The sequence below is a fragment of the Vibrio sp. genome (assembly GCF_050299255.1).
In the GTDB taxonomy this organism is placed as follows: domain Bacteria; phylum Pseudomonadota; class Gammaproteobacteria; order Enterobacterales; family Vibrionaceae; genus Vibrio.
Map to the genome: position 1 here is coordinate 13,864 of NZ_JBNKVP010000013.1, position 13,102 is coordinate 26,965.

13 protein-coding genes and 1 other RNA gene are annotated in these 13,102 nt (G+C 52.8%); 10 read left to right on the plus strand and 4 right to left on the minus strand.

The genetic code is table 11. The annotated features are described in order from the left end of the window. Positions 1 to 2: 2 nt before the first annotated feature. On the plus strand, positions 3 to 638 hold the full coding sequence (gene sspA / locus ACQY6F_RS05960) for a stringent starvation protein SspA (RefSeq protein ID WP_428772924.1): 636 nt from the start codon (positions 3 to 5) through the stop codon (positions 636 to 638). A gap of 5 nt (positions 639 to 643) precedes the next feature. Continuing rightward, a complete protein-coding gene (gene sspB, locus ACQY6F_RS05965; protein WP_428772926.1) occupies positions 644 to 1,108 on the plus strand; it encodes a ClpXP protease specificity-enhancing factor in 465 nt (154 codons plus the stop codon). A 79-nt stretch (positions 1,109 to 1,187) separates the two neighbouring features. Here the strand turns inward: sspB and ACQY6F_RS05970 are convergent, their stop codons facing one another. From ACQY6F_RS05970 to ACQY6F_RS05985, 4 genes are read right to left on the minus strand one after another with little or no spacing between them, the layout of a single operon-like run. Continuing rightward, positions 1,188 to 1,763, minus strand: a complete 576-nt coding sequence (locus tag ACQY6F_RS05970) for a BON domain-containing protein (protein WP_428772927.1) — start codon at positions 1,761 to 1,763, stop codon at positions 1,188 to 1,190. A gap of 4 nt (positions 1,764 to 1,767) precedes the next feature. Next, positions 1,768 to 2,358 (minus strand): phosphoheptose isomerase, encoded by a 591-nt coding sequence (locus ACQY6F_RS05975; protein ID WP_428772928.1) that lies wholly within the window; start codon positions 2,356 to 2,358, stop codon positions 1,768 to 1,770. A 3-nt stretch (positions 2,359 to 2,361) separates the two neighbouring features. Further along, the gene (locus ACQY6F_RS05980; protein ID WP_428772929.1) at positions 2,362 to 2,772 is read right to left on the minus strand and encodes a YraN family protein; all 411 of its coding nucleotides are present in this window, start codon (positions 2,770 to 2,772) and stop codon (positions 2,362 to 2,364) included. Beyond that, positions 2,717 to 4,525, minus strand: coding sequence for a penicillin-binding protein activator (locus ACQY6F_RS05985; protein WP_428772931.1), 1,809 nt, complete (start codon positions 4,523 to 4,525; stop codon positions 2,717 to 2,719). The genes ACQY6F_RS05980 and ACQY6F_RS05985 overlap by 56 nt, the downstream gene beginning before the upstream one ends. Before the next feature lie 63 nt (positions 4,526 to 4,588). On the opposite strand from ACQY6F_RS05985, the gene rsmI reads away from it, so the two are divergent. From rsmI to mraY, 8 genes are all read left to right on the plus strand, one after another. Further along, a complete protein-coding gene (rsmI, locus tag ACQY6F_RS05990; RefSeq protein ID WP_428772933.1) occupies positions 4,589 to 5,455 on the plus strand; it encodes a 16S rRNA (cytidine(1402)-2'-O)-methyltransferase in 867 nt (288 codons plus the stop codon). Between the two features lie 99 nt (positions 5,456 to 5,554). Then, positions 5,555 to 5,948: RNase P RNA component class A (rnpB, locus tag ACQY6F_RS05995), an RNA gene on the plus strand. A gap of 192 nt (positions 5,949 to 6,140) precedes the next feature. Continuing rightward, positions 6,141 to 7,091 carry a 16S rRNA (cytosine(1402)-N(4))-methyltransferase RsmH gene (gene rsmH, locus ACQY6F_RS06000; RefSeq protein ID WP_428772934.1) on the plus strand — a complete coding sequence of 317 codons (951 nt, stop codon included), beginning with the start codon at positions 6,141 to 6,143 and terminating at the stop codon, positions 7,089 to 7,091. Between the two features lie 4 nt (positions 7,092 to 7,095). Next, entirely contained in the window at positions 7,096 to 7,413 is a 318-nt protein-coding gene (gene ftsL, locus ACQY6F_RS06005; RefSeq protein WP_428772936.1) for a cell division protein FtsL, read from the plus strand. Further along, a complete protein-coding gene (locus tag ACQY6F_RS06010; RefSeq protein WP_428772937.1) occupies positions 7,410 to 9,146 on the plus strand; it encodes a penicillin-binding transpeptidase domain-containing protein in 1,737 nt (578 codons plus the stop codon). Before ftsL ends, ACQY6F_RS06010 begins: the two co-directional genes overlap by 4 nt. An 11-nt stretch (positions 9,147 to 9,157) precedes the next feature. Further along, a complete protein-coding gene (murE, locus tag ACQY6F_RS06015; protein WP_428772938.1) occupies positions 9,158 to 10,645 on the plus strand; it encodes a UDP-N-acetylmuramoyl-L-alanyl-D-glutamate--2,6-diaminopimelate ligase in 1,488 nt (495 codons plus the stop codon). Beyond that, positions 10,642 to 12,006, plus strand: coding sequence for a UDP-N-acetylmuramoyl-tripeptide--D-alanyl-D-alanine ligase (murF, locus tag ACQY6F_RS06020; protein ID WP_428772939.1), 1,365 nt, complete (start codon positions 10,642 to 10,644; stop codon positions 12,004 to 12,006). Before murE ends, murF begins: the two co-directional genes overlap by 4 nt. Then, entirely contained in the window at positions 12,006 to 13,088 is a 1,083-nt protein-coding gene (mraY, locus tag ACQY6F_RS06025; protein ID WP_428772940.1) for a phospho-N-acetylmuramoyl-pentapeptide-transferase, read from the plus strand. The genes murF and mraY overlap by 1 nt, the downstream gene beginning before the upstream one ends. Positions 13,089 to 13,102 lie beyond the last annotated feature (14 nt).

Here is a 13,102-nt window from a genome sequence, read left to right on the forward strand (position 1 = left end):
CCATGGCTGTAGCTGCCAATAAACGTTCTGTGATGACTCTATTTTCAAGCGCCTCTGATATGTATAGCCATCAGGTTCGTATCGTACTGGCTGAGAAAGGTGTCAGTGTTGAAGTTGAGCTGGTTGATGAAGCGAACCTGCCAGCGGAACTGGTTGAACTAAACCCGTACAAAACAGTGCCAACCTTGGTCGACCGTGAACTGGCGTTATATGATTCCAAGATCATCATGGAGTATCTGGACGAGCGCTTCCCGCATCCACCTCTGATGCCGGTCTATCCGGTGGCTCGTGGTAACAGTCGTCTGATGATCTACCGTATCGAAAGAAACTGGTACTCTCTGGCTGAAAAAGTGGTCAATGGCAGTGCAGAGGAAGCAGAAGCGGCTCGCAACAAGCTGCGTAACGATCTGCTGACGCTGGCGCCGGTTTTCGCCGAGTATGAATACTTCATGAGTGAAGAGTTCAGCCTGATTGACTGTTATCTTGCGCCATTATTGTGGCGTCTGCCTCAGCTGGGTATTGAACTGAGTGGCCCCGGTTCTAAAGAGCTGAAAGTATACATGAGTCGTGTATTTGAACGTGATTCATTCCTTGCTTCTCTGACAGAAGCCGAACGTGAGATGAGACTGGCACGCTAATCGATATGGATATCTCCAAGATGACGGCCCGCCGCCCTTATATGCTGCGAGCCTACTATGATTGGTTGGTTGATAACGATTTGACACCTCACCTGGTGGTAGACGCAACCGCATCAGGTGTTCGTGTTCCGCTTGAATTTGTTCAGGACGGGCAGATCGTGCTTAATATCGTCCCGCGGGCTGTGGGCAACCTTGAGCTAGGCAACGATGCAATCACCTTCAATGCCCGCTTTGGTGGTCGACCTCATTCGGTGATCGTGCCGCTATACGCCGTACAGGCTATTTATGCGCGAGAAAACGGTGTTGGTACCGTCTTTGACCCTGAAGAGGCCTACATGGGCCACTTTATCCAGGATGAAGTGGCCGCAGAGCATCAGGAGCAAAATGGACCATCAGCGATAGAGAATGACGATAACAGCGAAGAACCGGTAAGGCCAAGTGGTCGACCCAGTTTGAAAGTCGTTAAATAAATCTGTCGCTAAAGTGCCAATCAACTAAAAAGCAGCCAATCGGCTGCTTTTTAGTTGATGCTATCTTAGTGCGGTCGGGTTATTGCACTTCGGGATACTGAAAGGCTTTTATCACCTGTTTTACCCCAATGGTGTTACGGGCAATCTCGGCAGCCAAATCGGCATGTTGTTTGGTGACGTAGCCAAACAGGAACACTTCCCGATCTTCTGTGATCACTTTGATCTTGATGCCGTTTAGGTCGCTTTCAGTCAGCAGTGAAGATTTTACCTTAGTGGTGATCCAGCTGTCATTGCTGATCTGACTGACAGACAGTGGACCTTTGTTCCTGACTTGATTGTGTACTTTGGTCACACCACTGATCTTGCGGGTTGTCGCGACAAACTCATTTAATAACTGTGGGTCGCTGGCCTGGCCAACCAACACCACGGTTCCTCGATAAGAGACCGCATTGATACGCAGCGCGCTGGTGTACGGCGCTTTGTTGACCATTCCTGCAATTTCAAATTCGATTTGATTGTCCCGTAGGATTTCACCGGTACTGCGCGGGTCGATGGCGATACTGGCAGTTGTGGCGGCTCCGGCGACAAACAGACCGGCGCAACCGGAAGTCGTAAGTAGTAACAACAGGGTAAACAGCGCTTTTATTCTGATCATAAGATTACTCTTCATGGGCTGGAAACAGGACCTGGTCGATCAAATCACATAAACAGTGCAGAGTGAGCATATGTACTTCATGAATACGGGCGGTGCGCTGGGAAGGAATTCGAATCTCAACGTCGTTTTCACCCAGTAAGCCAGCCATTTCGCCGCCATCTTTACCGGTAAGGGCAATAATGGTCATGTCGCGAGTCACTGCGGCTTCCATCGCTTTCAGGACGTTTTTACTATTACCGCTGGTAGAAATCGCCAGTAAAATATCTCCAGGCTGACCGAATGCACGCACCTGTTTAGAGAATATCTCCGCATAGTGGTAGTCGTTCGCGACCGCTGTCAGCGTGGTATTGTCTGCTGTCAGTGCCATCGCTGGCAGGCTCGGTCGCTCTGTCTCGAAATGGTTCAGCAGGCAGGAGACAAACTGCTGTGCATTCGCTGAAGAGCCGCCGTTTCCGCAGCAAAGAATTTTATTGCCGTTCAGCAGACTGCTGACCATGGCCTGTGCCGCGTAGGTGATCGCATCGGGCAGGGCCTCTGCTGCGGCAATCTGGATCTGAATACTTTCTTTAAAACTGTCTTTAATGCTGTCTAGCATCGGTTATCCTTGAGTAATTGCGTTTTTTATCCAATCTATTTGTTGGCCGTGCTCGTGAATGGCGACCACATCGAAACGAAAGTCACAGCTATGCACCGACAAGCCTTTACTCTGCAGCCAAACGTTAGCCGCACGTAGCAGTTTTCGCTGTTTGGCTGGCGTAACTGTCTCCGCGGCGTGGCCAAAATTCTGGTTGCGACGGTAGCGGACTTCAACGAACACGATGGTTTGCTTGTCGCGCATGATCAGGTCCAGTTCGCCAGATTTTACCAGGAAATTGCTTTCGAGTGGCTGTAAACCCTGGCGCGACAGATAATTTTGTGCCAGGGCTTCAAACTGGTTACCTCGCTGACGGGGGCTATTGAGCACTGTGCTCGGCCCAGCTGATTTCCCGCTGGACAATACACTGGTCATCAATGCTGAGCTGCCCGGTTTTACCTTCAATAGTATAGCCATCGACAACTTTCATCTGCGGCAACTGCTGCATCAGCTGATAAGCGTCCATGCCCAAGGCTTGCAGACGTTTTTCAGCATTGGAATGTTTTGGCCACAGCTCGGTTAATTGAGCTTCCAACGCATCGTCTGGCTGGATCAGTAACGGAATATCACTATACATCACGCCGCTCAGGTCTTCATACTGGGTACGGCCACTATTGCTACGTGAGTTAGAAAACAGTTTCGGTGGCTTGGTATCAGGGTTGATCGCGACTTCGATAAACGGCTTGATCAGGGTCAGTTCACCACTGTCTGCTACTATGTAGACCGCGTCGATATCACGGCGGCTGCGCGGTTGGCTTTCCAAAGGAATATCCAGGATCTGTTCCATCTGAGCAATATGCTGCTGACTCTCCTGCAAGCCAAAAACGTTATTGATGTTGCGCTGCAGCTGGCGTTTGTCACCAAACAGACTGACCGCAACTTTGTTATCGCTCAGTTGACGCCATTCCTCATTAAAGGCTTCTACCACCCGTTCACCCAGGCGGCCTTGCGGTGCCAGAATAAGTGGGTAGCGGTAACCCTGTTGATACAGATGTTTCGCAGCCTGCGCCACTTCCTGTTCCGGGGACAAAGCCAGATAACAGGTACTGTCGCCGGTTTCGATCTGGTCCGGAATATTCAAAGCGAGAGTGGGAATGGTATAACCGTTGTCACGGCTAATCTGCTGTAACTTGGTGATGTTGCTTTTCACCAGCGGACCAACCACAAAGTCGATGTTTTTGTTGACCAGTTGCTGATTGATGCTGGCAAGATCCTGACCATTAACGTCAATCACGGTCAGTGTCGCGTTGGGATCGCGTACTTCATCGTTCATCATCTCTAAGATAAAGCCATCACGAATCAGCTGCGCCTGTTTGGCATATTTACCGCCTAACGGCAGTAATAGTGCCGTATTGACCGGTTTGCTGATCTGCAGCGCAAGAATGTCGTTGATCGCTTGTGGGGTGAATATCGCGGCTGGATGAGTAGGGTTTTCTGCCATCCAGTTTTCCAGGCTGTTTTTCAGCAGCGAAACATCGCCGCTCAACGATTTCACATACACTGCTAACTGTAACCAGCCGTCCAGCACTTCTTCTTGTGGCATCGCTGACAACTGATTGATTTGCTGCTCATTGTATTGCATCAGGTTTTGCCAGATCGCATCGGCGATTTGCGCATCTTCACCCTGAGCATACATATTGAGCTGGGTCAGCTCTCGACTGGCTTCAAAGTACTGCCCGACTTGCTCCAGCAATCTTGCACGTAATCGATAGTAGTCCTGCCACTGAATGTTAGCCAAAGGCCAGTCCGTTCTGAAATTGAGCAGTTGCAGAGCATCGCGGTAGCGCTGCTGACGCTCCAGCAGTTCTGCGCGTGACAATTGCCACTCGGCTTGCTGAACCGGACTCAGCTTTAATTTGGCGATACGTTTGAGCAGCAGATCGGCCTGGTCAGTGTCACCGGCTTGCACGGCGGCTTTCAGGGCCATAATCAACCAGTCATTCTGAAGGCTACCACTGCTGCTGTCTGCCAACATCAGATAACTTTGCGCCGTTTGCGAAGGGTCGAGGGTAATATCAACAGCAGTCGGTGCTGAAGGTTTAGACGAACACGCTGCCAGGGTCACTGCCAGTGCAACAGGCACCAATAAGCGTGATACACTGTGTCTCTTATGGTTTTTCTTTGCCATGAGTTCTAATTAGTTTCCGTGTAAGATTGTCTCTATATTAATCGTTGAAGTGATGGTAAACAAATGACAGATAACAATTCCTGCCCTGCAGAGATCGCAACTCTCTATATTGTCCCAACGCCAATCGGCAATTTGGGGGATATTACCCAGCGGGCGCTGGAGGTATTATCGACCGTTGACCTGATTGCGGCGGAAGACACGCGGCATACAGGCAAACTGCTGGCTCACTTCAATATTGCCACCAAAACCTTTGCTCTGCATGACCATAATGAACAGCAAAAAGCCCAGGTGCTGGTAGAAAAACTATTGGCTGGTCAGTCGATTGCGTTAGTGTCTGACGCAGGTACACCGCTGATCAGTGATCCAGGGTACCATCTGGTTTCCCAGTGTCGTCAAGCCGGTGTCAAAGTTGTTCCCCTGCCAGGGGCCTGCGCGGTCGTCACGGCGCTGAGTGCTTCAGGATTACCGTCTGACCGATTCAGCTTTGAAGGATTTTTGCCGGCTAAAACCAAAGCACGCAAAGAACGCCTGCAGCAAATCGCGGAAGTTGAACGCACCTGCATATTCTATGAATCCCCCCACCGGATTCTGGACTCACTGCAGGATATGTTGGCAGTGCTGGGGCCGGAAAGAGAAGTGGTACTGGCCCGGGAGCTGACCAAAACCTTTGAAACCATTCGAGGTCTGCCGCTGGCAGAACTGGTGGAATGGGTATCAGCCGACGGTAACCAGCAGCGTGGTGAAATGGTACTGCTGATCCACGGCTATCGCAGTGAACAGTCAGACAGCTTGCCGGCGGAAGCGACCCGGACGCTGAAACTTCTCACCTCAGAGCTGCCATTGAAGAAAGCGGCAGCATTGACAGCAGACATTTACCAACTGAAAAAGAACGCCCTGTACAAGTGGGGTTTGGCCAACCTGGCTGAATAACCGTAAATTATGCTGCTATTTTCTCCAGTTAAAGCGGATTCGGCTTACAAAGCGTGATCTCGCTAGACAGCGCCAAGCGATGACTATACAATTCGCCTCGGAGTTGACTGGGTAGTCGCTGCCTTATTGATGTCCTTCGGGAGACTGATGAGGGGGAGGAAAGTCCGGGCTCCACAGAGCAGGGTGCCAGGTAACGCCTGGGGGGCGAAAGCCTACGACAAGTGCAGCAGAGAGAAGACCGCCGATGGCCCCTATCTTCGGGTAGTGGTGCACAGGTAAGGGTGAAAGGGTGCGGTAAGAGCGCACCGTGCGACTGGCAACAGTTCGTAGCAGGGTAAACTCCACCCGGAGCAAGACCAAATAGGCTTCCACACGGCGTGGCTCGCGTCAGGAAGCGGGTAGGTTGCTTGAGCCAGTGAGCGATTGCTGGCCTAGACGAATGGCTACCACCGCGCAAGCGGTACAGAACCCGGCTTACATGTCAGCTTCACCTATTAATACCCATCATAACGATTTCGTTATGATGGGTTTTTTGCTTTTAATTGACGAAAATGATTTCCCAGCCGCTAAACTTGGCGCAACATCACGAGAACGGCTCGGGCAGTGCTGGCGATATTGAGACAAATCAGTACACTGTTAACCAGGTGTAAGCTACGCCAATCAGTTTTTGCAGAACGAGACAATCATGACCGAATCACTACAACATATATCCGTATTGCTTAATGAATCTATCGATGGTCTGGCGATCAAGCCTGACGGCATTTACATCGATGGGACGTTCGGCCGTGGCGGTCATAGTCGAACCATACTGTCAAAGCTGGGTGAGCAAGGTCGATTATACAGTATTGACCGCGATCCCCAGGCGATAGCTGAAGCCGCCAAGATTGACGATCCCCGTTTCACCATTATTCACGGACCGTTTTCCGGTATTGAAGGTTACGCACGTGAACACGGTTTAGTCGGCCGGGTCGACGGCGTGTTATTTGATTTGGGCGTCTCTTCACCGCAGTTGGATGATGCTGACCGCGGATTCAGTTTTATGAAAGACGGCCCGTTGGATATGCGCATGGATCCTACTTCCGGTATGCCGGTGTCCCAGTGGCTCAGCCAGGCGGAACTGGACGATATCACCTGGGTCATTCGTGAGTTTGGCGAAGATAAGCACGCGCGCCGAATAGCTAAAGCGATTGTCAATTACCGTGACAATCCTGACAACGAACCACTGACACGGACCAAACAGTTGGCCAACCTAATCTCGGAAGCGGCGCCAAAGAGCTTCAAAGAGAAAAAACACCCGGCCACGCGAGCATTTCAGGCATTTAGAATTTATATCAACAGTGAGTTGGAAGAGATCGACACCGCATTAACAGGAGCGGCGGCGATATTGGCACCAGAAGGTCGTTTGTCGGTTATCAGCTTCCACTCGCTGGAAGATCGGATGGTGAAACGCTTTATCCGTAAAGAGAGCAAGGGGCCGCAGGTGCCTCACGGTATTCCAATGACTGAAGCACAAATTCAGGCGTTGGGCAGTGCCAATCTCAAAGCGGTCGGAAAGGCGCTGAAGCCGTCGGCGCAGGAAGTGGAACTCAACCCACGTTCCCGCAGTTCTGTATTACGGGTCGCAGAAAAACTGTAGCACTATGCCAGCACCGAAACCCAACCTCGCCAAATTGATTGCGCTCGATTTACTTACGGTCGGGCGCTGGCCGCTACTATTGCTGCTGTTGCTATTTGCCTCGGCAATGGCGGTGGTGTTTACCACTCACCACACCCGTCAGGCTATCTCAGAAAAAGATCTTGCCCTGAGCGAACGTGAGCGACTGGACAACGAGTGGCGCAACTTGTTGCTTGAGGAGACCGCGTTGGCAGAACACAGCCGGGTTCAGGATGTCGCCCGACAGGAACTCTCTATGCAGCGCCCCGAGTCGGACAAAGAAGTGGTGATTTCTCTCAAATGACAGCCCAGAAAAGCAAACGTAACGTCAACGCCAAAAAAACAGCACCAGTGCCGCAGCCAGTCTTTATCCGCTGGCGTTTTTATCTGATGCTGAGCTTTGTCTTCGCAGCGTTTGCGCTGCTGGTCGGCCGGGTGGCGTATATTCAGATCATAGAACCGGACAAGTTGATTGCCCAGGGGGATCTGCGTTCCGTGCGGGCCAAAACCCTCCATTCTGCCCGTGGTATTATCTCCGATCGCAATGATGAACCGCTGGCGGTCAGTGTGCCGGTTGAAGCGGTATGGGCCGACCCTGTAGCCATTTACAAAGCAGGCGGGCTGAAAGATCTGGATCGCTGGCATGCGCTGGCAGATGTGCTCGGCCTGCAACGCAAAGAACTGACCGATAAAATCCAATCCAACCGTTCACGGCGGTTCATCTACCTGCAGCGTCAGGTCAGCCCGGCGATGGCTAAATATATCCGCGAACTTAAACTGGCTGGTGTAGGGCTAAAGGCGGAATCACGTCGTTATTACCCGACTGGCGAAGTTAGTGCTCACTTGATTGGCGTGACTGGTATCGACGGCCATGGTCTGGAAGGGGTCGAACGCAGTTATGACAAATGGCTGACCGGTGAAGCGGGCAAACGTATTATTCGAAAAGACCGCTATGGGCGGGTGGTGGAAAATATCGCTCTGGAAGAGCGCGAAGAAGGCAAACCGCTGGAACTGACCATCGACCAGCGCCTGCAGGCGATCGCTTACCGGGCGGTAAAACAGGCGGTGGCCGATTATCGGGCTACGTCCGGATCGGCCGTGATGCTGGATGTGAAAACCGGTGCGGTTCTGGCGATGGTCAACGCCCCGTCATACAACCCGAATAACCGTGATGATTTGCAAACCTTCAAAATGCGCAACCGGGTGATCACCGATTCTCTGGAGCCGGGATCGACGGTAAAACCGTTTGTGGTGCTGGCTGCGCTGGAAAATGGTAGCGCCAACTTTGATACCGTGATCGATACCGGTAATGGCATGATGCAAATCGGTGGTAGCCGGGTGCGCGACACCTCTAAAGTGGGCAAAGCTGACCTGACCACCATATTGAAAAAGTCCAGTAACATCGGGGTGGCGAAACTGGCGCTGGAGATGCCGTTGGATGCCTTACTTGGTATGTACAGCTCGGTGGGCTTTGGTGAGATATCGGGCCTGAACCTGATTGGTGAGACCACCGGTATCTTCCCCAACCGGCGTCGCTGGTCTAAATTTGAAATCGCTACCCTGGCGTTTGGTTACGGTATGTCCGTTACCCCGCTGCAACTGGTGCACGCGTATGCCACGCTGGGTAACCACGGGCTCTATCAACCAATCCATATTATTGAAAACAATCAGCAGGACCTCTCCAAGCAGGTGATTGACCGCGGCAATGCGACCCGGGTGCTGGAAATGCTGGAAACCGTGACTCAGCCTGGCGGTACTGCAACCAAAGCGGCCGTGTCAGGTTACCGGATAGCCGCGAAAACCGGTACGTCGCGTAAAGCCGCCGCGGGCGGTTACAGTGATGAATATGTTGCGGTAACGGCGGGAGTGGCACCGGTGAGCAATCCCCGCGTCGCACTGGTGGTGATCGTCAACGAACCGCAGGGCGACCAGTACTATGGTGGCTCAGTGGCGGCACCGGTATTTTCTGAAATTATGAAAGGGGCGCTGCAGATCCTCAATGTCGCCCCGGACGAAAACCGATTTAAACAAGAGTAAGCGAGAACGATATGGCCAAGGCGGTAAGCTTAGCAAATTTGATTGCACCCTGGATGGATATCCGCGCTACTGAGTGGGCTGACATTCAGGTAGAACGTTTAACTCTGGACAGTCGCCAGGTAACAGCGGGGTGTACCTTTGTCGCGATAAAAGGCCACCTCACCGACGGCCGTCAGTATATTCAGGCGGCAATTGAAAACGGCGCCAATGCGATTATTGCTGAAGCGAGTGAGGCCTATCCCCATGGAACGCTACAGCCTTTGTCCGGTGTTGTGGTGCTGTATCTGGCTGAACTGGGTGAACACCTGTCGCAATTAGCCGGCCGTCGTTACCCACTAGAGCAGAACCGCCTGATTGGCGTGACCGGCACCAATGGCAAAACCACCATTACCCAGCTCATTGCCCAGTGGCTGGAGCTGTTAGGTCATCGAGCCGCTGTAATGGGCACTACAGGGAACGGCTTTCTTGACCAACTGCAACCCGCGGCCAATACCACCGGCAATGCGATAGAAATTTTTAGTACCCTGCATCAGCTGCAGGACGCAGGTGCAGAGTACACCGCGCTGGAAGTGTCGTCGCATGGCCTGGTGCAAGGCCGGATCAAGGCATTGGATTTTGAAGTGGGGGTATTTTCCAACCTCAGCCGGGATCATCTCGATTACCACGGCAGTATGGAACAGTACGCCGATGCGAAATTGTCGCTGTTTACCCGCCACAACTGCCAGCAGGCGGTGATCAATATTGATGATGAGGTTGGCCGGCAGTGGATAGAACAGCTGCTCTCAGCGACTGCAGTGTCTTTGCAGCCTGTAACCGGCCGCGCGGATGCGGTATGGGCAGAGTCTATCCGGTACAGCGAAGCGGGTATCAGTATGACCGTGGCCGGGCGCTACGGCAGAGGCGAGTTAAACACAGCACTGATTGGTGAATTTAACGCCAGTAACGTGTTGCTCGCCTTAACAACCTTGCTGAGCCTGGGCATTGAACTTGAGCAGTTGCTGAAAACCGCGCCGCTGCTGAAACCGGTTCTTGGCCGGATGGAGCTGTTTAGCCAACCGGGCAAAGCCAAGATCGTGGTTGATTATGCCCATACGCCGGATGCTCTGGAGAAAGCGCTACAGGCGTTGAAAGTGCATTGCCAGGGAAAACTATGGACGATCGTCGGTTGTGGCGGTGACCGTGACCGAGGTAAGCGGCCGATGATGGCGGAAATTGCAGAAAGGATTGGCGATCAGCTTATCCTGACCGATGACAACCCGCGTAGTGAAGATCCGTCCGCGATTGTCGCCGATATGGTGGCGGGGCTGGAGCAACCAGACCTGGCCCGGGTCGAACACGACCGTTTCAAAGCGCTGCAGATCGCTCTGCAACACGCCACAGACAAAGACATCATCCTGCTGGCCGGTAAAGGCCATGAAGATTACCAGGTACTGGCGGATCGCACGGTGCATTATTCTGACCGCGAATCCGCACAGCAACTGCTGGGAGAAACCGCATGATCAGTGTCGCGTTAAGCCAACTGGCTGAGGTTTTGTCAGCCTGTTTAATCGGGGCGGACAGAGAAATCAGCGCCGTTTCCACCGATACCCGGACAATCAGCCCGTCTGGTCAGAGTCTGTTTGTTGCTCTGGCGGGCGAGAAATTTGACGGTCACAACTTTGCCGAGCAGGCGCTGGCAAATGGTGCCGCAGCGCTGCTGGTCAGCCGCCGGCTTGAGTTGGATATTCCCCAGTTGCTAGTGGAAGATACCCGGGTTGCTCTGGGTCAGCTAGGTGCCTGGCTGCAGCAACAGTGCCCAACGCCGACCGTCGCGATTACCGGCAGCTGCGGTAAAACCACGGTGAAAGAGATGGTCGCCAGTATCATGGCACCGCTCGGTCAGGTGTTGTTCACCGCCGGCAATTTCAATAATGATATCGGTGTACCTTTGACCCTGCTGCGAAAAACGCCTCAGGATCAGTACAGCGTCATCGAGCTGGGCGCTAATCATGTCGGCGAAATTGCCTATACAACACGCCTGGTCAAACCGGATGTGGCGCTGGTCAATAACGTTGCGGCCGCGCATCTGGAAGGTTTCGGTTCGCTGCAGGGCGTCATGCAGGCCAAAGGCGAGATTTTTCAGGGTTTACCCGCTGGTGGTGTGGCGATCATCAACTGTGAAAGCCATGGTGGCGATCTGTGGCAGCCGGTGCTGGAAGATAAAACGGTCAAGCGTTTCTCTACCCGGCGCCAGGATGTGGAATTTTACGCCACAGAGATTTGTCTTAACTCGCGCAGCGAAGCGCAGTTTTGCCTGCATAGCCCATCGGGTGATGTGCAGATTCAGCTCGGCTTGTCAGGCCAGCACCATGTTGCTAACGCGCTGGCAGCCGCTGCACTGGCGATGGAAATGGGCGCTAGCCTGACTCAGGTACGGACTGGGTTAGCCAACCTTGCCAACGTCAAAGGTCGTGGTGAAATGCTCGACCTGCGATCCGGTATTACTCTGATCGATGACAGCTACAACGCCAGTGTACCGGCCATGCTGGCAGCGGTGGATCTGCTTAACAGCTTTAGTGGCCAGCGCTGGTTAATTTTAGGGAATATGGCAGAGTTAGGCACAGAAAGTCTTGCACTTCACCGTCAAGTCGGGGAATATGCTGCCCCCTTTGCGTTTGATCAGGTGCTCACCTATGGTGAGGATGCCAAAGTGATCAGTGACGTTTGCCATGGTCATCATTTTGCCGATCATAGCAGTATGATTGACTACATTGAGCAGCAGCTAGCCAATCGTAACGATGTGCCGTACACCCTGTTAGTTAAAGGGGCCAACAGTGCAGGCATGAGTAAAATAGCGGCTGTGATAAAGGAGAAGTTTTAATGTTTATTTGGCTCGCTGATCTGCTACAGCCATATTTATCTTTTTTTCGTCTGTTCGAATACCTGTCGTTCCGCGCCATTGTCAGTGTGTTGACCGCGTTGTTGCTCTCGCTGTGGATGGGGCCGAAACTGATTAAACGCCTGCAGATGTTGCAAATCGGCCAGGTCGTGCGCGATGAAGGGCCGGAGTCCCACTTTAGCAAACGCGGTACTCCGACCATGGGCGGGGTGATGATTCTGGCAGCGATTATCACCACAGTACTGTTATGGGCAGACCTGTCGAATCCTTACGTCTGGGCGGTTCTTGCCGTTCTGGCCGGTTATGGCGCGGTCGGCTTTGTCGATGATTTTCGCAAAGTGGTGCGCAAGAATACTGATGGTCTTATCGCCCGCTGGAAATATTTCTGGCAGTCCGCGATTGCACTGGTAGTCGCCTTTGCCCTGTATGCGCACGGCAAAGACACGGCTGCGACTCAATTGGTGGTGCCGTTTTTTAAAGACATCATGCCGCAGTTAGGCCTGTTCTATATCGTACTGACTTATTTTGTTATCGTCGGCACCAGTAACGCGGTGAACCTGACCGATGGCTTGGATGGTCTGGCCATTATGCCGACCGTGCTGGTGGCTGCCGGTTTTGCCGCCATTGCCTGGGCGACCGGTAACGTCAATTTTGCCAACTACCTGCATATTCCTTATGTCCCTCAGGCGTCAGAGCTGGTGGTGGTCTGTACCGCGATCGTCGGTGCTGGTCTTGGCTTTCTCTGGTTCAACACCTATCCGGCTCAGGTCTTTATGGGCGATGTCGGCTCTCTTGCTCTGGGCGGGGCGCTGGGCACCATTGCGGTGCTGGTTCGCCAGGAGTTTGTGTTAGTGATCATGGGGGGCGTATTTGTCATGGAAACCCTGTCAGTCATTCTGCAGGTGGGTTCTTACAAACTACGTGGCCAGCGTATTTTCCGTATGGCACCGATTCATCACCACTATGAACTGAAAGGCTGGCCAGAGCCGCGCGTGATTGTCCGTTTCTGGATTATCTCTATCGTGCTGGTGTTAATTGGTCTGGCGACCCTGAAAGTACGTTAAACGAGAGAAGCAGC

What these genes read in the sequence shown, in the direction of transcription:
- ACQY6F_RS05980 (WP_428772929.1), bottom strand. Translation starts at nt 2,772, where the DNA reads ATGACCAGTGTATTGTCCAGCGGGAAATCAGCTGGGCCGAGCACAGTG.
- sspA (WP_428772924.1), top strand. Translation starts at nt 3, where the DNA reads ATGGCTGTAGCTGCCAATAAACGTTCTGTGATGACTCTATTTTCAAGC.
- murE (WP_428772938.1), top strand. Translation starts at nt 9,158, where the DNA reads ATGGCCAAGGCGGTAAGCTTAGCAAATTTGATTGCACCCTGGATGGAT.
- sspB (WP_428772926.1), top strand. Translation starts at nt 644, where the DNA reads ATGGATATCTCCAAGATGACGGCCCGCCGCCCTTATATGCTGCGAGCC.
- rsmI (WP_428772933.1), top strand. Translation starts at nt 4,589, where the DNA reads ATGACAGATAACAATTCCTGCCCTGCAGAGATCGCAACTCTCTATATT.
- rsmH (WP_428772934.1), top strand. Translation starts at nt 6,141, where the DNA reads ATGACCGAATCACTACAACATATATCCGTATTGCTTAATGAATCTATC.
- mraY (WP_428772940.1), top strand. Translation starts at nt 12,006, where the DNA reads ATGTTTATTTGGCTCGCTGATCTGCTACAGCCATATTTATCTTTTTTT.
- ACQY6F_RS05975 (WP_428772928.1), bottom strand. Translation starts at nt 2,358, where the DNA reads ATGCTAGACAGCATTAAAGACAGTTTTAAAGAAAGTATTCAGATCCAG.
- ACQY6F_RS05970 (WP_428772927.1), bottom strand. Translation starts at nt 1,763, where the DNA reads ATGATCAGAATAAAAGCGCTGTTTACCCTGTTGTTACTACTTACGACT.
- ACQY6F_RS05985 (WP_428772931.1), bottom strand. Translation starts at nt 4,525, where the DNA reads ATGGCAAAGAAAAACCATAAGAGACACAGTGTATCACGCTTATTGGTG.
- ACQY6F_RS06010 (WP_428772937.1), top strand. Translation starts at nt 7,410, where the DNA reads ATGACAGCCCAGAAAAGCAAACGTAACGTCAACGCCAAAAAAACAGCA.
- murF (WP_428772939.1), top strand. Translation starts at nt 10,642, where the DNA reads ATGATCAGTGTCGCGTTAAGCCAACTGGCTGAGGTTTTGTCAGCCTGT.
- ftsL (WP_428772936.1), top strand. Translation starts at nt 7,096, where the DNA reads ATGCCAGCACCGAAACCCAACCTCGCCAAATTGATTGCGCTCGATTTA.